The organism is Actinomadura sp. 9N407 (assembly GCF_044326315.1).
Taxonomy (GTDB): domain Bacteria; phylum Actinomycetota; class Actinomycetes; order Streptosporangiales; family Streptosporangiaceae; genus Spirillospora.
The window spans coordinates 18,611-37,175 of sequence record NZ_JBIRAW010000008.1; the positions used below are offsets into that span (position 1 = coordinate 18,611).

General features: G+C 72.6%; 16 protein-coding genes. 9 read left to right on the forward strand and 7 right to left on the reverse strand.

All coding sequences use genetic code 11. The features are described from left to right. Positions 1 to 114: 114 nt before the first annotated feature. The 4 genes from ACH34Q_RS14370 to thpR all read left to right on the forward strand — a co-directional run bounded on the left by ACH34Q_RS14370 (position 115) and on the right by thpR (position 4,262). On the forward strand, positions 115 to 1,647 hold the full coding sequence (locus ACH34Q_RS14370) for an NCS2 family permease (protein ID WP_395983387.1): 1,533 nt from the start codon (positions 115 to 117) through the stop codon (positions 1,645 to 1,647). 141 nt (positions 1,648 to 1,788) lie between these two features. After that, entirely contained in the window at positions 1,789 to 2,274 is a 486-nt protein-coding gene (locus tag ACH34Q_RS14375; protein ID WP_395983388.1) for a MarR family winged helix-turn-helix transcriptional regulator, read from the forward strand. Positions 2,275 to 2,357: 83 nt separating this feature from the next. After that, positions 2,358 to 3,578 carry an MFS transporter gene (locus tag ACH34Q_RS14380; protein ID WP_395983389.1) on the forward strand — a complete coding sequence of 407 codons (1,221 nt, stop codon included), beginning with the start codon at positions 2,358 to 2,360 and terminating at the stop codon, positions 3,576 to 3,578. Positions 3,579 to 3,686: 108 nt separating this feature from the next. Further along, positions 3,687 to 4,262: an RNA 2',3'-cyclic phosphodiesterase gene (gene thpR / locus ACH34Q_RS14385; protein WP_395983390.1), complete on the forward strand. Its 576-nt coding sequence runs from the start codon at positions 3,687 to 3,689 to the stop codon at positions 4,260 to 4,262. 18 nt (positions 4,263 to 4,280) lie between these two features. Here the strand turns inward: thpR and ACH34Q_RS14390 are convergent, their stop codons facing one another. The 3 genes from ACH34Q_RS14390 to ACH34Q_RS14400 form a co-directional block, all read right to left on the reverse strand. After that, positions 4,281 to 6,389, reverse strand: coding sequence for a hypothetical protein (locus ACH34Q_RS14390; protein WP_395983391.1), 2,109 nt, complete (start codon positions 6,387 to 6,389; stop codon positions 4,281 to 4,283). A gap of 166 nt (positions 6,390 to 6,555) precedes the next feature. Continuing rightward, entirely contained in the window at positions 6,556 to 7,593 is a 1,038-nt protein-coding gene (locus tag ACH34Q_RS14395) for a hypothetical protein (protein WP_395983392.1), read from the reverse strand. Positions 7,594 to 7,674: 81 nt separating this feature from the next. Beyond that, complete coding sequence (locus tag ACH34Q_RS14400; protein ID WP_395983393.1) at positions 7,675 to 7,827, reverse strand: hypothetical protein; 153 nt, start codon at positions 7,825 to 7,827, stop codon at positions 7,675 to 7,677. A 7-nt stretch (positions 7,828 to 7,834) separates the two neighbouring features. Here ACH34Q_RS14400 and ACH34Q_RS14405 point away from each other — a divergent pair, with 7 nt between their 5' ends. After that, positions 7,835 to 8,689: a class II glutamine amidotransferase gene (locus tag ACH34Q_RS14405; RefSeq protein ID WP_395983394.1), complete on the forward strand. Its 855-nt coding sequence runs from the start codon at positions 7,835 to 7,837 to the stop codon at positions 8,687 to 8,689. Positions 8,690 to 8,692: 3 nt separating this feature from the next. Here ACH34Q_RS14405 and serC read toward each other — a convergent pair whose 3' ends face one another. Together serC and ACH34Q_RS14415 are read right to left on the reverse strand one after the other, a co-directional pair. Continuing rightward, positions 8,693 to 9,832 (reverse strand): phosphoserine transaminase, encoded by a 1,140-nt coding sequence (serC, locus tag ACH34Q_RS14410; protein WP_395983395.1) that lies wholly within the window; start codon positions 9,830 to 9,832, stop codon positions 8,693 to 8,695. Between the two features lie 68 nt (positions 9,833 to 9,900). Next, on the reverse strand, positions 9,901 to 10,269 hold the full coding sequence (locus ACH34Q_RS14415; protein ID WP_395983396.1) for a hypothetical protein: 369 nt from the start codon (positions 10,267 to 10,269) through the stop codon (positions 9,901 to 9,903). A gap of 89 nt (positions 10,270 to 10,358) precedes the next feature. On the opposite strand from ACH34Q_RS14415, the gene ACH34Q_RS14420 reads away from it, so the two are divergent. Beyond that, the gene (locus ACH34Q_RS14420) at positions 10,359 to 13,202 is read left to right on the forward strand and encodes a hypothetical protein (protein WP_395983397.1); all 2,844 of its coding nucleotides are present in this window, start codon (positions 10,359 to 10,361) and stop codon (positions 13,200 to 13,202) included. Positions 13,203 to 13,305: 103 nt separating this feature from the next. Here ACH34Q_RS14420 and ACH34Q_RS14425 read toward each other — a convergent pair whose 3' ends face one another. Continuing rightward, a complete protein-coding gene (locus tag ACH34Q_RS14425; protein WP_395983398.1) occupies positions 13,306 to 14,418 on the reverse strand; it encodes a citrate synthase 2 in 1,113 nt (370 codons plus the stop codon). Between the two features lie 91 nt (positions 14,419 to 14,509). Here ACH34Q_RS14425 and pdxH point away from each other — a divergent pair, with 91 nt between their 5' ends. Both pdxH and ACH34Q_RS14435 read left to right on the forward strand, forming a co-directional pair. Continuing rightward, positions 14,510 to 15,277 carry a pyridoxamine 5'-phosphate oxidase gene (gene pdxH, locus ACH34Q_RS14430; protein ID WP_395983400.1) on the forward strand — a complete coding sequence of 256 codons (768 nt, stop codon included), beginning with the start codon at positions 14,510 to 14,512 and terminating at the stop codon, positions 15,275 to 15,277. A gap of 30 nt (positions 15,278 to 15,307) precedes the next feature. Next, the gene (locus ACH34Q_RS14435; protein WP_395983401.1) at positions 15,308 to 16,603 is read left to right on the forward strand and encodes an MFS transporter; all 1,296 of its coding nucleotides are present in this window, start codon (positions 15,308 to 15,310) and stop codon (positions 16,601 to 16,603) included. 92 nt (positions 16,604 to 16,695) lie between these two features. On the opposite strand, the gene ACH34Q_RS14440 is transcribed toward ACH34Q_RS14435, so the two are convergent. Continuing rightward, on the reverse strand, positions 16,696 to 17,487 hold the full coding sequence (locus ACH34Q_RS14440) for a UdgX family uracil-DNA binding protein (RefSeq protein WP_395983704.1): 792 nt from the start codon (positions 17,485 to 17,487) through the stop codon (positions 16,696 to 16,698). Between the two features lie 45 nt (positions 17,488 to 17,532). Between ACH34Q_RS14440 and ACH34Q_RS14445 the strand changes: the two genes are divergently transcribed. Beyond that, positions 17,533 to 18,234 (forward strand): metal-dependent transcriptional regulator, encoded by a 702-nt coding sequence (locus ACH34Q_RS14445; RefSeq protein ID WP_395983402.1) that lies wholly within the window; start codon positions 17,533 to 17,535, stop codon positions 18,232 to 18,234. Positions 18,235 to 18,565 lie beyond the last annotated feature (331 nt).

The window sequence follows — 18,565 nt, forward strand, 5'->3', positions numbered from 1 at the left end:
CGTCCGGAACGCGGCGGCAGGCCGGACCGGATGTGATCGTTCTTACCCATCCGTTGCCAATTCGGTGCCGGTCAAGGCTTCCACCTGCGGTGGTCGGTCTGCCACAGTGCGCCCGTGACGGTCAAGAACGATGCTGCGCAGCCACCCGCCGCCCCCGGACCCGAGCCCTCCGGGCGGCTCGACCGGTTCTTCAAGATCACCGAACGGGGGTCCAGCCTCGGCCGCGAGGTCCGGGGCGGGCTGGCCACGTTCTTCACCATGGGCTACATCGTGGTGCTCAACCCGCTGATCATCGGGACGGTGGCCGACGACGACGGCCAGTTCCTCGGCGACCTGACCGAGCCGGGCGCGAGCATCCCGCTGGTGGCGGCGGCGACCGCGCTGGTGGCCGGCGTCCTCACGCTGGTGATGGGCCTGTTCGGGCGCTACCCCTTCGCGATGGCCGCCGGCCTCGGGCTGAACGCCGTGGTGGCGTTCACGCTCGCCGGCGTGATGTCGTGGGAGGACGCGATGGGCATCGTGGTCCTCGAAGGACTCGTCATCACGGTGCTGGTGCTGACCGGGTTCCGGGTGGCGGTGTTCCGGGCCATCCCGGCCGCGCTGAAGACGGCGATCGCGGTCGGGCTCGGGCTGTTCATCGCGCTGATCGGCTTCGTGGACGCGGGCTTCGTCCGGCGGGTCCCCGGCAGTGAGGGTGAGAACTCGATCCCGGTGCAACTGGGCTCGACCGGCAGCCTGTCCGGGTGGCCCACGCTGGTGTTCGCGGTCGGGCTGCTGCTGACCGCGATCCTGGTGGCCCGCAAGGTCAAGGGCGCCATCCTGATCGGGATCCTGGCCGCCACGGTCGTGGCGATCATCGTGGAGGCGCTGGCCAAGGCGGGACCGTACAACAAGGGAGTGGGCCCGGACGGCAAGCCGGTGATCAACCCCGACGGCTGGCAGCTGAACGTGCCGGCGCTGCCCGACAAGGTCGTGGACACGCCCGATCTGAGCCTGCTCGGCGAGTTCAGCCTGCTCGGCTCGTTCGAGCGGGTCGGCGCGACGGCGGCGCTGCTGTTCGTCTTCACGATCCTGCTGGCCGACTTCTTCGACACGATGGGCACCGTCGTCGGTGTCGGTGCCGAGGGCGACATGCTGGACCGGGACGCCAACCTGCCCGGCATCCGCAACGTGCTGCTGGTCGACTCGGTGGGCGCGGCCGCGGGCGGTGCCGGTTCGGTGTCGTCCAACACGACCTACGTCGAATCCGCGGCGGGCGTGGCCGAGGGCGCCAGGACCGGGCTGGCGAGCGTGATCACCGGGCTGCTGTTCCTGGTGGCGATGTTCTTCGCGCCGCTGGTGACGATCGTGCCGTTCGAGGCCGCCACACCGGCGCTGGTCGTGGTCGGGTTCCTGATGATGACGCAGATCAAGCACATCGACATGGACGACTACGACGTCGCGATCCCGGCGTTCCTCACCATGGTGCTGATGCCGTTCACGTTCTCGATCACCGCCGGGATCGGCGCCGGCTTCATCAGCTACGTGGCGATCAAGGTGGCCCGGCGCAGGTTCGCCGAGATCCATCCGCTGATGTGGCTGATCGCCGCGCTGTTCGTCCTGTACTTCACGCTGACGCCGATCAAGGAGGCGCTGGGCGTCGGCTGACCGCGCGGGCATGGCACGATTGGCGGGATGGGGTTCCCACCAGCGATCGGAGGGTGAAGTCCTGCGCGCCGCCGGCGAACCGTCGCGGAATGGTCCGACGCGGCGTATCGTTAGCAAAAGCAATGACTTCTGCGAACGACAATGAGCACGCCACCGAATCCACGCCGCCCTCAGGGCCGCTCCCCGGGCCGAGCTCCGGGACTGGCCGAAGACCTGCGCATCTCGATCGCCCGGCTGTCGCGCCGGCTGCGCACGCTGAGAGCCCCCGGGCCCGGCGGCGCGGTCGCCGGTCCGCTCTCGCTCACGCAGTTCGCCGCCCTGGCGGCCATCGAGCGGAACGGCTCGATGACGCCGCGGGAGCTGGCCGACCACGAGAAGGTGCAGCCGCCCTCGATGACCCGCGTGATCGCCTTCCTGGAGGAGCACGGACTGGTGGCGCGCAGCCCGCACCCGACCGACGGCCGCCAGGTGGTGCTGAGCGCGACGGAGGCGGGCCGCACGCTGCTGGGCGAGGAGCGGCGCAAGAAGGAGGCTTGGCTGTCCCAGCGGCTGGGCGAGCTGACCCCGGAGGAACGGGAGATCCTCCGCCGGGCGGCCCCGATCCTGGACAAGATCAGCCGGGCCTGACCGCCGAGCCCGGGCCGTCGGAGCCGTCGGAGCCGTCGGAGCCGTCGGAGCCGTCCGAGCCGGCGGAGCCGACGACCGGCGGCATGTTCCGGTCGCTGCGCACGCGCAACTACCGGCTCTACATCTCCGGCCAGATCGTCTCCAACACCGGCACCTGGATGCAGCGGGTCGCCCAGGACTGGCTCGTCCTGGAGCTCGCGCACGGCAGCGGTACGGCGCTCGGCATCACCACGGGCCTGCAGTTCCTGCCGATGCTGCTGTTCGGGCTCTGGAGCGGCGTGATCGCCGACCGGTACCCCAAGCGCCGGGTGCTGATGATGACGCAGGTCGCGATGGGCCTGCTGGCCCTGGTCCTCGGCGTCCTGGTGGTCACCGGCAACGCCCAGGTGTGGCACGTGTACCTGCTGGCCTTCGGCCTCGGCCTCGCCACCGTGATGGACAACCCCACCCGCCAGTCGTTCGTGGTCGAGATGGTCGGCCGCAAGGACCTGCCCAACGCCATCGCGCTCAACAGCGCCACGTTCAACGGCGCCCGCCTGCTCGGCCCCGCCGTCGCCGGTGTCCTGATCGCCGTGCTCGGCACCGGCCCCGTGTTCCTGCTGAACGCGGCGTCGTTCGGTGCAGTTCTGCTCAGCCTGTACCTGATGCGCGTGAGCGAGCTGCACGCCACCGAGCCGGTCAAGCGCGCCAAGGGGCAGCTGCGCGAGGGGCTCCGGTACGTGCGGGGCCGCCGCGACCTGATGCTCGTGCTCGTGCTGGTCCTCTTCGTCGCGACCTTCGGCATGAACTTCCAGTTGACCACCGCGCTGATGGCCCGCGAGGTCTTCCACAGCGGGGCGTCCTCGTTCGGGCTGGCCTCCAGCATGCTGGCGCTCGGCGCGCTCTCCGGTGCCCTGCTGGCCGCCCGCCGCGCCACCCGTCCCCGGATGCGGATGCTGGTCGGTGCCGCCGTCCTGTTCGGCGCGCTGGAGGTCGCGACCGGGCTGATGCCGTTCTACTGGTCGTTCCTGGTGCTGCTGGTGCCCACCGGCATCGCGATGATGACGTTCACCACCGCGGCCAACTCCACCCTGCAGCTGTCGGTGGCGCCCGAGATGCGCGGCCGGGTCATGGGGCTCTACATGTTCGTGTTCCTCGGTACGAACCCGTTCGGTGCCCCGATGATCGGCTGGATGGCCGAGCGCTTCGGGCCGCGGATGAGCATCGTCCTCGGCGGCCTGATCGCCCTGCTGGCCGCGCTCGTCGTCGGTGCCCTCGCCGCTCCCCGGGGCACCCTCGCCCGCGTCCTGCGACGGAACGGATGAGGCGGCGGGGACCCGTTGGTGTCACCCCGCGTCGATGCCAGGTTGCCTACGCGTGACAAAACGCCCTCCCTGCTGGAAAGCTGGTCGCGTGCCATCCCGGACGTTCCCATGAGGCTCTTCGTGGCGCTCGTACCGCCGCCGGACGTCCTCGACGAACTCGACGAGTTCCTCGCCGAGTACCGCACCGGCACGCCCGGGCTCCGCTGGCTCCACCGCGAGCTGCTGCACGTCACGCTGACGTTCCTCGGCGAGGTCGACGACCGCACGCTCGAGAAGCTGCTGCCCCGCCTCCAGCGCGCCGTCGCCCGCCACGAGCGGCTCGACCTGTCGCTGGCCGGCGCGGGCGCCTTCCCCGGCAACGGCACGCACGCCCGGGTCCTGTGGACGGGGCTGTACGGCGATCGCCGCAAGCTGATGAAGCTGGCGGCCTCCACCACGGCCGCCCGCCGCCGGGTCGGGATGCCCGCCGACAAGCACCCCACGTTCCGGCCCCACCTGACCCTGGCCCGCTGCCGTACACCCGTCGACGTACGGCCCCTGCTGGAGCCGCTGGCGGCGTTCGCGAGCAGCCCGTGGACGGCCGACTCCGTCCACCTGATGGAGAGCCGGCTCCCGGCCAAGGGGCGTACCGCCGTCGAGTACGACTCGATCAAGACCTGGTCGCTGCGCGCCCCCCGGGTCTGACCGCACGGGCAGTGACGGTCACAGCTCCGGCGGCGGGGGCGCGGGACGGTCGGCGTCCGGCGGCCCCCAGGGCAGCCCGTACCGCTCGCAGGCGCGGCGCAGCTCCTCCAGGTCGGGCGGGAAGCCCACCTGGCGCAGCACGCGCCCGGCGGGGCTCCACACGACCAGGCGGGGCATCCGGTCGGACGAGTCGTCGATGCCGACGCCGCCGACCCGCTCGCGGGTGAGGTCCCATTCGACCCGGCCGCGCTTGGTGACCACGGCGAGCCCGGCGGCCGACACGCGCAGCTGGGCGCGGTTGCGGTCGTACCCCCAGTAGCCGCCCAGCCCGATCAGCAGCCCGGCCGGCATCGACCAGCTCGCGGTGACCAGGACCCCGCCGAGCTCCGGGCCGAGCCACAGCGCGCCGAGGATGGCCACGAGTTGGCACAGCAGCACGCTCATCCCGTACGTCCCGATCCGGGACCGGCGGGTGGCGTCGAGCAGCGCGCCCGGGGCGCTCACCGGGCCGGCGGGCGGCGGCTCGGGGTCGGCGGCCGTGCTCGTGCCGCGCGGGGCCGCCAGCGCCGGTACGGTCTCGGGCTGCGGCGCCGACAGCGTGGAGACGGCCGAATGGAACGCGGCGCTCTGGTACGCGTCGTACTCGGCGTCCGTCACCGGCAGCCCCGCCCGGCGGGCGCCCTCGCGCAGGTCGGTCCGGGAGATCCGCAGCGCGGAGAGGGGGGCGGCGAAGAACTCCTCGCCGTCGGAGTCGTACAGCCGGACCCAGGCGTGCCCGGCGATGGTGAGCAGCTCGATCCCGCCGATCCGGTCCTCGGGCATCCGCAGCACGACGTCGCCCGCCGCGTCGGCCCAGCCGAGCCCGCCGTCGGCCACCACCAGGCGCCCGCCAGGCACTTGGGCGAAGATGTCGGGCAGCCCCTCCAGGCCGTACTCGGGGGTACGCGGCGGCCGCGCCCCCGGCGTGATCACGTGCAGGCCGTGGTCGTCGAGGGCGTGCGCCAGCTGGAACGGGTCGAGCCCGTGCGCGGGCAGCCGGGCCAGCAGCCGCAGCCGGTGGTCGAACGCCAGCACGGCCGGCTCGGCCCGGCGCGGCTCACCGGTGAGCGGATCGGGCCGCAGCCCGGGACCCACGACGAGCGCGGCGATGTCGGCGGCCGGGATCTCCAGGGAGTCGCGCGGCCCCGGCCGGCCCTTGACCCGCAGCCGGTCGCGGCTGATCGTCCACTCCACCCGGACGGCCTGCAGCAGCCGGCGCCGCGCGGCCAGTACCCCGGTGATCGCGGCCAGTGCCCAGCAGCCCGCCGCCAGCCGGGTCCCGAAGCCGTCGGTGCCCTCGACCGCGATCCGGGCGATCATGAACGCGCCGAGCAGCGCGCTGAGCCCGCCCAGCAGCGCGATCCTGCGCCGGCTCGGCAGCGGCGCCGGTGTCGCGAGCCGTACGCCACGGCCGGTGCCGCGCTCGCCCGGACCGGCCGGGGGCTCGTGGGCGGCGTTCAGCAGCCGCGCCTCCTGGTCGAGCAGGCGCTGCTCGGCGGTGTGGTGGCGGGGCAGCTTCAGGGTGACGCCGGGCGGGTCGTCCTCGTGCCCGGGAGCGGTCACGCCGAGCGCGCCCAGCGATCCCTCCAGGGCCGGCCCCTCGAGATCGGCGGCGTCGCCGTCCAGCAACTGGATCGGGATCCCGAGCCGCCGCGCCGTCACGAAGAAGGGAAGCGGCTCCATCCCCATCGAGTCGAGGGACCCGACGGACGCGCGGCCGAACTTGTGGAAGACCGTGAGGGCGCCGTCGCCGGTGGTGACGGCCAGCGCCTCGATCCGGGACCGCTCGTACCGGACCATGCCGAGCCCGCCCGGGCCGATCCGTTCCAGGCCCTGGCCCGACAGCCGCCAGTACGGCCGGGGCCGTCGGCGGCGCGCCTCGGGGGTCGCGCCCAGCGCCCACGGAACGGTCGCCACCAGCGCGATCAGCGCCGCCCAGAGCCAGAGCGGCCGGATCGGCAGCACCGCCAGCGCCACGGCCCCGAGCGTGAACGGCCCGGCCGCGACGGGCCGCCACCGGCCGCCGGGCCCGCGCAGGCCGACCAGCTCATGTTCCACGGTGCTCACGTTCACGCGGCTCGTCGTCACGGGGCTCGCACTCCACGGCGTTCATACTCCACGGGGCTCGTACTCCACGAGCGCATCCTCACACGGGTCCGGGACGGCCCGGCATCTCTCCGTCCCGATCCGACCTCGACCGCACCCACTTGCCACCATTCGGTCAGGTGCCGCCGTCCGGCCGGGCGCCCGCCCTTCATGATCGCCTACGGACGAGGCCGTAGCCGATCACCGCCGCGACGCCCAGCGCCAGGACCAGCCCCAGGCTCGCGGAGGTCGAGTCGCGGCGGCCGTCCTCGGCGCCCCCGCCGTCCCGCCCGGCGGCCGGCGAGGCGCTCGGCGACGGCAGCACCTCCTCCGGCAAGGGAACCTCGTAGACCGGCTGCGATGACCCCTCGGAGCCGGCCAGCAGCGACCGGCCGTCCGCCGAGTAGGTGATCGACTCGCCCTGCTTCTGCACGGGCAGCCCCACCGACTCCAGCGACTTGCCGGGACGGCCCTGCGCGTCCACCGCGTACACCCGGGAGCCGAAGTAGGTCCGGATGACGCAGGTACGGCCGTCGGGGGAGAACGCGCCGTCGGTGGCCATGCTCGGGGCGTCGGCGACCTTGCGCAGCTTGTTGAAGCCGCCGGTCCGCAGCTTGGCCGGCGCCTCGTACACCGCGCCACCGAACAGCTTGCTGGCGACGTAGAGCCGGTTGGTGCGCGGATTGATCATCATCGTCTCGGCGTTGCGCGGCCCGTCCTCGTACTTGAACCGGAACCGCGTCGCGTCCAGCGAGCGGGTGCGCAGCTCGGCCGGCTCGGTCACCCGGTAGACGGTGACGTACGGCCAGGCGCCGCCGAGGTTGTCGCCGATGTCGGCGACGTAGATGGCGGGACGGCCGCGCTCGTCCTCGCCCATCGCCATCGCCTCCCAGTCGCGCGCCCCGGCGCCCGGCAGGGTCAGCACCGCCCGGGTCTTGCCGTCGGGGCCCAGCGCGAAGATCTGCGCGACCCCGCCGGAGTCGTTGTGGGTGTAGACGACGCCCTTGTGCCGGCGGCTCACGCCCAGCCCGCTGGACTCGGTGATCCGGGAATCGGAGATTCTGAACGCGACCTTGTCCTCGGCCGCCGCGGGCGGCGCCCAGAGTAGGCCGGCCGCGGGGAGGGCGAGGGCGGCGGCCAGAAAGGTGAGAGCTGCGGCCGGCGGAGCACGGCGGGCTCCTCGGCGCGGGGGCGGACGCAGCGACATCCCTTGATCATCTCCCGTTCCCCGCCCGCCCGATCACGCGCCCCGGCACATTCCGCATGGCCGGATGCGGAAGGCCGCCGCTCAGCCGAGCAGCGAGCCGGCCACCACCAGCAGGACCAGAGCGGCCAGCACGGTGGGAAGCAGCCAGCGAGGCACACGATTCACGGATCCGAGCTTATTCGCCCGGACGGGACACTCGAACCGGGCGCCGATGATCTGCGTCTCATCCAGCATGTGCGGATTGTTCGGATTGTTGCGCTCGCCCCTGGCCGATCACCCTGGCCGGGCCTCGGACGCGTTCGTGGTGCTGGGCATGCTCGCCGAGGAGCGCGGCCGGGACTCCGCGGGGATCGCCCTGCTCAGCGACGGGGAGTGCCGGGTGGCCAAGGCGCGCGGGGGCTTCTCCGCGATCTGGCGCCCGGACCTGCTGGAGCCCCTGGACGCGTCCCCGCTCGCCCTCGGCCACACCCGCTGGGCGACCCAGGGCTCCCCGTACGAACTCACGAACGCGAGCCCGCTGCTGGTCTCCGGCGCCGCGGGGACGATCGTCGCCACCCACAACGGCGACATTGAGGCCGGCGCGCTCCGCGAGCTGCACGCGCTGCCGCGCCCGACCGGCACCACCGACAGTGAGCCGATCTTCCAGCTGCTGGCGGCGCGCAGTACGACCGCCGAGATCGCCGAGGCCCTGGCCTCCCTCGTGGGCCGCGCCGCCCTCGCCTGGGCGGACCGTGCCCGTCCCGGCCGCGTACGGCTGGCCCGCGCCGCGCTCAGCCCGCTGACCGTGGCCATCGACACCGAGCGGAACCTGTACTGGGGGTCCAATCCCCGCTGGTTCCGGGAGATCGAGCAGCACACGGCCGTCCGCTTCGCCACCGTGGTCATGCTCCGCGAGGGCACGTACCTGGAGGCCGGTCTCGTCCAGGGGCACCCCCACGTGCTGGCCCGCGCGAGCTTCACGCCCACCGCCCGCGCCTGGGACATGGACGACCGCGTCTGGACGGGCTTCACCCCGGCCGACCGCGACCGGGACCAGGCCACCCTCCACCACCGGGTGGCCCCCAGCCCCAGCGACCTCGTCCCTACGGCCGCGTAGCGATCAGCCCAGCCGCGAGACCACGTGGTCGACGCACGCGGTGAGTGCCTCGACGTCGGCGGGGTCGATCGCCGGGAACATGCCGACGCGCAGCTGGTTGCGGCCGAGCTTCCGGTACGGCTCGGTGTCGACGATGCCGTTGGCGCGCAGCACCTTGGCCACCGCCGCCGCGTCCACCTGGTCGGTGAAGTCGATCGTCCCGACCACGTTCGAGCGCTGGGCCGGGTCGGCCACGAACGGCGAGGTGTAGGAGGTCTTCTCCGCCCACGTGTAGAGCCGCTGCGCCGAGTCGGCGGTACGGGACGTGGTCCAGGCCAGGCCGCCCTGCCCGTTCATCCACTCGATCTGCTCGGCGAGCAGCAGCAGCGTCGCGACGGCGGGAGTGTTGTACGTCTGGTCCTTGGCCGAGTTGTCGACCACGGTCTTCAGGTTGAAGAACTCCGGGATGTAGCGGTCGGACGAGGCGATCTCGTCGATCCGGGCCAGCGCGGCCGGGGAGGCCAGCGCGATCCAGAGCCCGCCGTCGGCGGCGAAGCACTTCTGCGGCGCGAAGTAGTAGACGTCGGTCTCGCTCACGTCCACCGGCAGGCCGCCGGCGCCGGAGGTGGCGTCCACCAGGACCAGGGCCTCGTCGGCGGTGGTGCCCTCGGGACGCCTGATCGGCATCGCCACGCCGGTCGAGGTCTCGTTGTGGGTCAGGGCGTACACGTCGATGCCCTGCTCGGCGCGGGCCAGCGGGTGCGTCCCGGGGTCGGCGGAGATCACCGACGGGTCGCCGAGCCAGGGGGCGCCCTTGGCGACCTTGGCGAACTTGCTGGAGAACTCGCCGAACGTCAGGTGCTGCGACCGGTCGCGGACCAGGCCGAACGCCGCGGTGTCCCAGAACGCGGTCGTACCGCCGTTGCTGAGCAGGACCTCGTAGCCGTCGGGCAGCGAGAACAGCTGCGACAGGCCCTCGCGGACGCGGCCGACGAGGGACTTGACCGGCTTCTGCCGGTGCGAGGTCCCCAGGTAGGTCGAGCCGCTCTCGGCGAGCGCGGCGAGCTGCTCGGGCCGGACCTTGGACGGACCGCAGCCGAAACGGCCGTCGGCGGGCTTGAGGTCGTCGGGAAGGACAATGGCTGGTCTGGAGCTGTCGGTCACCCGCAAAAGGCTACTTGACCTGTGCCGAAGATCATGGATCGGGTTCACATGCCGAGACGCCGCCGGGCTCACCTGCGGCGGCGGCGCCGGGCCAGCCCGGTCAGGACGGCCATGACCGCGAGCGTCGCCAGGCACACGCCCGCGATGACGGCGGGCGGGTAGACCCACGCGTCGCCGCGGCGGCGCGCCTCCAGGGCCGTGGCGACCGAGTCGTACGCCAGGAAGCCCAGCAGCAGCGCCACGGCGGCCAGCGCGACGCGGCCGGAGAACGCGTTGGTACGGCGCCGCCGCTCCTCGCGCTCCAGCTCGTACCGCCGCAGTTGCTCGGCCGCGTCGGCGGCCGCGGCCGCTTCGGCCCGCGTGGGCGGCGCCGGGCGGGACGCGGGCGCCGCCGGCCCGATGTCACCTTCCAGTGGCTCGTCGAAGTCATCGGTCACACATCAATGATGGCAAACACCTTCCCAAGATCGGTCGGTGCTCGGTTACATGGCGCGGACGCTCGTACGAAAACGTCAGGAGGCGCCGGGTGACCACGGGGCATTCCGAGCCGCAGGGGGCGGACCGGTTCGAGGCGCTGATCAGCCTCTTCGAGCGGATCCGGGAGCGGCCGGGCGCGCGGGCCGGCGACCGGCTGCGCCCGCTGCTGATCGCGTTCGGTACGGAGGGCGAGACCCAGCCGGTCGCGCACGGCCTGGTGGAACGCTGCAGGAGCGATCCCGGCCCGGTCAGCCACATCACGTCCGGGCTGGACGATCAGGGCCGTCCCAGGCAGCACGCGTTCACCGACCTCGCCCTGCTGCTGCGGCATGTGACGCACGAGCTGTCCCAGCGCCGCCAGAGCCTGGAGCCGGGGCTGCGGTTCCCGATGCTGAGCATGGTGCTGTGGTTACTGGAACTGCGCCGGATGCGGCTGGAGCAAGCGCAGGCGGAGGGCGGCAGCAGGGCCGACCGGGACTTCGCCTCCGACGCCCAGCGCCAGCTGTGGCAGCTGGCGGGAGACCTGCGCGCCGCCGGTGACGACGGCGAGCGGCGCGGGCTGCTCGGCCGCGGCATCCGGAGCCGGCGCCGGATCGTGGTGCCCGCCGAGCGCCCCGGCCAGCAGGGCCGGCTCGCCTCGGCGCTGTCCTACCTGGACCAGATGGCCCCGATCGGCGTCGGCCTGATCGCCCTGGTCAGCGCCACCGCCGCCAGCACCCTGGACCTCGTCGCGGCGGCGGTCGCCGGCGGGGTCGGCCTGGCGTTCGTCCTCCTCCAGGTCACGGCGCGGACCCGGGACTGGTCCGGACGGCGGCGCTACCGCTGGTTCACCTCGCAGGAGCAGGACTACTTCCGGGGCAACCGGTCCTCGGACTTCCTCGGCTTCGCGCTGGACGTCGTCGACCGCGGCGAGACCTCTCCCGGCACGCCGCTGGACGACGAGCTGGAACGGCTGCTGGTCGCGGCGTTCCTGCACGACCTGCGCCAGACGTACCGGCGCGGCCTCTGGCGGGCGGCCTGGGCCCGCGTCCGCTACCCGGCCGTGGTCGTCGACCGGCTGCCCGACGGCGACCCGCACCGCGCGTGGAGCCGCCGCTTCATCGAACGGGTCGAGGAGCTGCGGCGCGAGCAGGAGCGGTTCGACCCGCTGGTCATCGCCGTGCTGCTCGGCTCCCGCGAGGAGGCGCGCACGCTGGCCCTCGCCGTACGGGCGCCGCTGGCCGAGCGGAGCGTGGCCGATCTCGGCGAGATGCGCGAGCAGCCGGACGGCAACCCGCTCTGGAACGAGCATCTGGCCGAGCGGCGGCGGGTGGCGGTCCTGGGCACCCGGCGCGAGTTCCGGGTGGACGCGGGACGCGGCGACGGCGCGTCCACCGAGCCCGTCTACCAGGGGCGGCGGCGGCCCCTGATGACGAGGCCGGCCGTGCCGTGGATCGTGGCCGGCGTCCTGCTCGCCGCGTCCGTCTCGGTCATCTCGTACCAGGCGGTGCGGTACTGCTCCCCGCTCACGGTCTGGCGCGCGGGCAACGGCGAGTGCGTGGGGATCAGCGACGGGTCGTACGTGTTCAACGACCGGCTGGCGGGCGTGGAACGGCGGATCGAGCGGCTCAACGACCAGGTGATCGCGTCCGGCAAGCCGCACGTCACGCTCGTCTACCTCGGCCCGATGACCACCGATCCGAAGAACCGCAACTCCGAGACCGACCTGCTGGCCGGCAACCACGGCGAGCTGGTCGGGCTGTCGATCGCCCAGCAGCGGCACAACGAGGCCGGCGGGCTGCCCCGGCTGCGGATCCTGCTGGCCAACACCGGCTCGCGGTTCCGGTACGCGCGGGAGATCGCCGCCAAGATCAGGGAACGGGCCGCCGGCGACCCCTCGATCGTGGCCGTCGTCGGGTTCGGGCAGAGCCGCCGGCAGACCGGGGAGGCCATCGACGAGCTGGCCAAGTCGGCGCTGCCGATGATCGGGACGACCAACACCTTCGACGGTACGGGCCGTTCCAGCGGCCGGTTCTCGCCGTACTACTTCCGGCTCGCCCCGCCGAACAAGCGGCTGGCCGAGCACGCCGCGTTCTGGGCCCGCAACGGCCAGGCCGGGGTGCGCGCCAGGACCGCCGACGTCTTCCTCGACACCAGCCAGGACGACGAGTACAGCCGCAACCTGGCCGCCGACTTCGCCGCCGCGTTCGGGCGGGACAAGGTACGGACGCTCGCGTACGCGGACCCGTCCCAGGTGTCGGCCAAGGTGCAGGAGGCGTGCACCAAGCCGTCCGACGTGTTCTATTACGCGGGCCGGTCGGACGAGTTCCAGCTGTTCGTCGACCGGCTGGCCAACACCTCCTGCGGGCGGCGCGTCGTGCTGGCGGGCGACGAGGTCACCAAGTACGTCAGCGACAACGCCAGGAAGATCGGCCGGACCGACTCGATCCGGCTGTTCTTCACCCCGCTGGCCGCCCGCGAGGCATGGGACCCGGCCTGGGTCGGCGGCGAGCCGCTGCAGATCTTCTACAGCTCGTTCGGGCCGGTGGTGGACGATCTGGTCGGCGCCGGCGCCCCGGCGAACGCGCGGCCGTCCCAGACCCACGCGGCGCTGGGCTACGACGCCGCCCGGGCCGTGATCGGCTCGGCCGAGCGGGTCTACGGCGAGAACGACCGGGCGCTGCCGGCGGCCGCCGCGATCCTGTCGGAGCTGACCGAGCCGGGCGAGGGCGCGCTGCCGCAGGGCGCCACCGGGCTGCTGCGCTTCGGCCCGCGCTCCGGCGGCCACCTGATCGAGGAGAAGCCGGTGCTGCTGGCGGCGGTACGGCCGCCGGACGGGAAGCTGCAGATGGTCGCGCTCTGCGGGCGGCTGGTCGGCAAGGCCCCGCCGGCACCGGCCGGCTGCCCGCGCTGAGCCGGAACGTGCCGGGCCGGAACGTGCCGGGCCGTGGAACGCGGCGAGGCCCCTGGCGGGAACCAGGGGCCTCGTGAGCTCGGTCGGGAGGGCGGGGGAAGTGTCAGGCGGCGTGGCGCTTGAGGGTCTCGGCCGCGCCCGCGACCTCGTCGATGGAACGCGTACCGGGGCCGGTGTACTTGGCGCTGGGGCGGACGAGGCGGCCGGTGCGCTTCTGCTCCAGGATGTGCGCGGCCCAGCCGGCCGTACGGCCGCAGGTGAACATGGCGGGCATCATCGCGGTCGGGACGTCCGCGAAGTCCAGGATGACCGCGGCCCAGAACTCGACGTTGGTCTCGATCGGGCGGTCCGGGCGGCGCTCGCGCAGCTCGGCCAGCGCGGCGTCCTCCAGGGCCTTGGCGGCGTCGTAGCGGGGGGCGTTCAGCTCCCTGGCGGTACGGCGGAGCACCCGGGCGCGGGGGTCCTCGGCGCGGTAGACGCGGTGGCCGAAGCCCATCAGCCGCTCGCCGCCGTCCAGGATGTCGGTGACGACCTTGCGGGCGTCGCCGAGCTGCTCGACCCGCTCGATCATCGGCAGCACCCGGGCGGGGGCGCCGCCGTGCAGCGGGCCGGACATGGCGCCGATCGCGCCGGAGATGCTGGCCGCGACGTCGGCGCCGGTGGAGGCGATGACGCGGGCGGTGAAGGTGGAGGCGTTCAGGCCGTGCTCGGCGGCGGAGACCCAGTACGCGTCGATGGCCTGCACATGCTTGGGGTCAGGCTCACCGCGCCAGCGGATCATGAACCGCTCGGTGATGGTCGCGCCCTCGTCGATCCGGGACTGCGGCACCATCGGCTGGGACACGCCGCGGGCCGACTGCGCCACGAAGGACAGCGCCGTGACGGAGGTACGGGCCAGGTCGGCGCGGGCCTCCTCGTCGGTGATGTCCAGCAGCGGGCGCATACCGTAGGCGGGGGCCAGGATCGGCAGCGCGCTCTGGACGTCCACCCGCACGTCGCCGGAGGTCACCGGGAGTACGTGCGGTTCCGCCGGGGCGAGGCCGGGGTCGAAGCTGTCGTCGACCAGCAGGCCCCAGGCATCGCCGAAGGAGACGCGGCCGACGAGTTCCTCGATGTCGACGCCCCGATAGCGGAGGGCGCCGCCTTCCTTGTCCGGTTCGGCGATCTCGGTCTCGAAGGCGACGACCCCCTCGAGACCGGGTTTGAAGTCGGACATGTCGTCCTGCCTTTCGTCCCCATAGTGATAAGGCGGTGCCGTGCCATTGAACCTTGTCGCTCCTACCGATGAGTACCCAGGTCCCTGCGAGATGCACAAACCCCAGGTGAGAGGCTCGTTCGCCGTGGAGAATCCGACTCCGGACCCCGCCGGGCTCCGGCGCACCTACGAGGGCGGTGAGCTGGCCGAGACCACGCTCCCGGCCGATCCGCTCGATCTTTTCGCCGCCTGGTTCGCCGACGCGGCCGCGCTCGCCGCGCTGGCCGAGCCGAACGCGATGGTGCTCGCGACGGCCTCGGCGCAGGCCGTACCGAGCGTGCGGACCGTCCTGCTCAAGGGGTACGGCCAGGACGGCTTCCGCTTCTTCACCAACCTGACCTCACGGAAGGGACGGGACCTCGCCGAGAACCCCCGGGCGTCGCTGCTCTTCCCCTGGCACTCGATGCACCGGCAGGTGATCGTCGCCGGCCCGGTCGAGCCGGTCTCCCGGGAGCAGGCGGCGGCGTACTTCCGGACCCGCCCGTACGGGTCGCGGCTGGGCGCCTGGGCCAGCGAGCACCAGTCCGGCGTGATCTCCGGCCGGGAGGAGCTGGAGGCCCGCTGGGCGGAGCTGGCCCACCGGTGGCCGGATCCGGCCACCGCTCCCGACGACGCCACGGCTCCTGGCGGGGCCGCCGTACGGGACGACGACGTCGTACCGCTGCCGGACTTCTGGGGCGGCTTCCGGGTGGTGCCCGAGACGGTCGAGTTCTGGCAGGGCCGTCCCAACCGCCTGCACGACCGGCTCTGCTACCGGCGCGTACCGGAGGACACCCCCGAAGGCGGCACGGCGTGGCGGATCGACAGACTCTCCCCATGATGGTGTTCAGCCCGTGATGGGGTTCAGCCCGTGAACTGGATCAGGCGGGCCGCGATCGACGTCCGGCCGCTGCGGCATGGACCGTTCCGGCGGCTCTGGCTCGGCCAGGGCGTCTCGTTCGTCGGCTTCCAGGTCACCGCCGTGGCGGTCCCCGTCCAGGTGTACGACATGACGCGGTCGTCGCTCTGGGTCGGGGTGCTGGGCTTCGTCAACCTCGTCCCGCTGATCGTCTTCGGGCTGTGGGGCGGCGCAGTGGCCGACCACATGGACCGGCGCCGACTGCTGTTCCTGTCGTCCTGCGTCACCTGGGTCTCCACGCTGCTCCTCCTCCTGCAGGCACTGCTCGGCGTGGAGAACCTCTGGCTGATCATGGCGGTGGTGGCGGTCCAGGCGTCCGGCTTCGCGGTGGCCTCGCCGACCCGGGCCGCGATCATTCCCCGGCTGCTCGACCGCTCCCTCGTCCCGGCGGCCAACACGCTCAACTTCACCGCCAGCACGGTCGGCATGCTGGCCGGCCCGCTGTTCGCGGGCGTCATCCTGGCCCGCTGGAACTACTCGGCGGCGTACGCGCTGGACGCCGTCCTGTTCACCGTGGGCCTGTACGCGGCGCTGCGGCTGCCGCCGATCCCGCCGCTGGGAGAGATCACCGGCTCGCCCGGGCTGCGCTCGGTGATCGAGGGCCTGCGCTACCTGTGGACGCAGCCCGTCCTGCTGATGTCGTTCGTGGTCGACATCATCGCGATGGGCGTCGCGATGCCCCGCGCGCTGTTCCCCGAGGTCGCCGACACCCGCTTCGGCGGCGAGGGCGCGGTCGGCTGGCTGTTCGCGGCGATGGCGTTCGGCGCGTTCGCGGGCGGCCTGATGTCGGGCTGGATCGGCCGGGTGCACCGGCAGGGCGCCGCTCTCGTCGGCGCCATCGCCGTCTGGGGCCTCGCCGTGGCCGCCGCCGGTCTGGCGCGGGAACTGTGGCTGGTACTCCTCCTACTGGCGGTCGGCGGGGCGGCCGACCTGGTGTCGTCGGTCTTCCGGCAGACCATGCTGCAGACGTACGCACCGGACGAGATGCGCGGCCGGCTCCAGGGCGTCTTCGTCGTCGTGGTCGCGGGCGGCCCCCGCCTGGGCGACGTACGAGCCGGAACCACCGCCGCCGTCGCGGGCGCATCGGTCTCCTGGGTAGGCGGCGGCCTCGCCTGCGCCGTACTGGTGGTGATCGTCGGCCTATGCGTCCCGGCACTCATGAAGTACGACACGAGAACGGCCCTGCAGTCCCCAGACGACAAGACACCACAAAAGAAACCGGAACAAGCCAAAGACCACGACACGTAGCGCCCCTCCCGCCGCGTTGACTCGTGGCGTGTTCGCCCTTCGGCGGCCGTGAAAAGGCGAACACGCCACGAGTCAACGGGAGAGGCGGGCGGTCAGCCTAGGGCTGTGGCGGCGATTCTCAGGTCGTTGACCAGGCCCTCGTACATGGTGTCGCGGTCGTCGGAGCGCAGGACGGCCGAGGGATGGATGGTCGCCAGCAGGCACATCTCGGCCCTCTGGCGACCGGCACTGGCGTTCGCGGAGGCGTCCTCGGAGGCGTTCGCGGCGGCGGGGGTGCCGATGAGGTCGAGGTCGGGGAGCGGGAACAGTTCGCCGCGCTGCTTGGTCACCCGGAACGAGGAGCCCAGAAGGGCCTTGCCGGCCGTCGCGCCCAGCGCGACGACCACGTCCGGCTCCAGAGCGCGCAGCTCCGCCAGCAGCCAGGGACGGCAGGCGCGCATCTCTCGGACGTTCGGCGCCTCGTGGATCCGGCGCTTGCCGCCACTCTCCTGGTGCTTGAACTTGAAGTGCTTCACCGCGTTGGTGATGTAGACGTCGCCGCGTTCGATCCCGGCCTCTTCCAGGGCCTTGTCGAGCAGGCGCCCGGCCGGGCCGACGAACGGCTCGCCCTTGCGGTCCTCCTGATCACCGGGCTGCTCGCCCACGAAGACGACCCGGGCGTGCGGGGCGCCGCCGCCGAAGACCGTCTGGGTGGCGTTCTCGTACAGCGTGCAACCCCGGCAGCCGGCCGCCGCCCGCCGCAGTGCCTCGAGGTCCGTCCGTGACGCCGGGTCATCAGGCAGGAACGGAGCGGCGTCTTGGGAAGAATTGGAGGTCATCGTGCGTTCCTCCGTACCCGTACCCGGGACCACCATGCCAGGGAAATGCGCGCGAGCCCCCCTGATGAGGTGGAGCGAAGTAGACTCAAGGCCACAGGACTGGAGGGAGCTGTGACCTCACACGGCTTGATCGATACCACGGAGATGTACCTCCGGACGGTCTTCGAGCTCGAAGAGGAGGGGATCATTCCCCTCCGTGCGCGCATCGCCGAGCGGCTCTCGCAGAGCGGGCCGACGGTGAGTCAGACGGTGGCCCGGATGGAACGTGACGGGCTGCTGCGCGTCGAAGGTGACCGGCACCTCGAGCTGACCGACGACGGACGCGGGCTCGCCACCCGGGTGATGCGCAAGCACCGGCTGGCGGAGTGCCTCCTGGTGAACGTGATCGGCCTGCCCTGGGAGGACGTCCACATCGAGGCCTGCCGGTGGGAGCACGTGATGTCGGAGGAGGTCGAGCGGCGCCTGGTCGCTCTGCTCGACAACCCGACCACCTGCCCGCACGGCAATCCGATCCCGGGCCTGGACGAGCTGGGCGGGCACGCCGAGGAGTCGCAGGCCGCGCCGGTGTCGGTGATGACCGCCGTGGCGACGGCGGGCGGCGCCCAGGCGGTGGTCCGGCGGATCAGCGAGCAGGTCCAGGGTGACAGCGTCCTGATGCTTAGACTCAAGCAGATCGGGATACAACCGGGGCGGGAGGTGACCCTCCGGGAGAGCGACGACGGGGTGCGGGTGACGTGTGACGACGAGGACGGCGGGCCGGCGAGCGAGCTTCCACGCGACATCGCCGAGCACGTGTTCGTCAGCAGGCGATGACCCGGCCGCGGGAGACGACGCCCCGCCGGCGGCCGATGGCCGGCCGGCGGGCGGTGCTTCCCGCGGCGTCCCAGTGTTCGGCGCCTCAGTGTTCAGAGTCTCAGTGTTCAGAGTCTCCGTGTTCAGAGTCTCCGTGTTCAGAGCCCCGGTGTTCGGTGTCACAGCGCTCGGCGTCCCGGTCTTTTCCGAAGATCTCCACACCGTGACCCCGATCTCACGTATCCCGGCGGGGAGTTCGTCGTTCAATACGAAGGAGACGCGCGCGGCATTCGCGATGCCGCGCGCGAAGGCATCGGGATCGACCGGGTGGCTTCGGTGAGCAGGGTGGGCA

Bases quoted from the DNA above. Each gene is read 5' to 3' on its own strand.
- ACH34Q_RS14395 (WP_395983392.1), bottom strand. From the start codon at position 7,593: ATGTCGCTGCGTCCGCCCCCGCGCCGAGGAGCCCGCCGTGCTCCGCCG.
- pdxH (WP_395983400.1), top strand. From the start codon at position 14,510: ATGCACAAACCCCAGGTGAGAGGCTCGTTCGCCGTGGAGAATCCGACT.
- ACH34Q_RS14425 (WP_395983398.1), bottom strand. From the start codon at position 14,418: ATGTCCGACTTCAAACCCGGTCTCGAGGGGGTCGTCGCCTTCGAGACC.
- ACH34Q_RS14380 (WP_395983389.1), top strand. From the start codon at position 2,358: ATGTTCCGGTCGCTGCGCACGCGCAACTACCGGCTCTACATCTCCGGC.
- ACH34Q_RS14400 (WP_395983393.1), bottom strand. From the start codon at position 7,827: ATGCTGGATGAGACGCAGATCATCGGCGCCCGGTTCGAGTGTCCCGTC.
- ACH34Q_RS14375 (WP_395983388.1), top strand. From the start codon at position 1,789: ATGAGCACGCCACCGAATCCACGCCGCCCTCAGGGCCGCTCCCCGGGC.
- thpR (WP_395983390.1), top strand. From the start codon at position 3,687: ATGAGGCTCTTCGTGGCGCTCGTACCGCCGCCGGACGTCCTCGACGAA.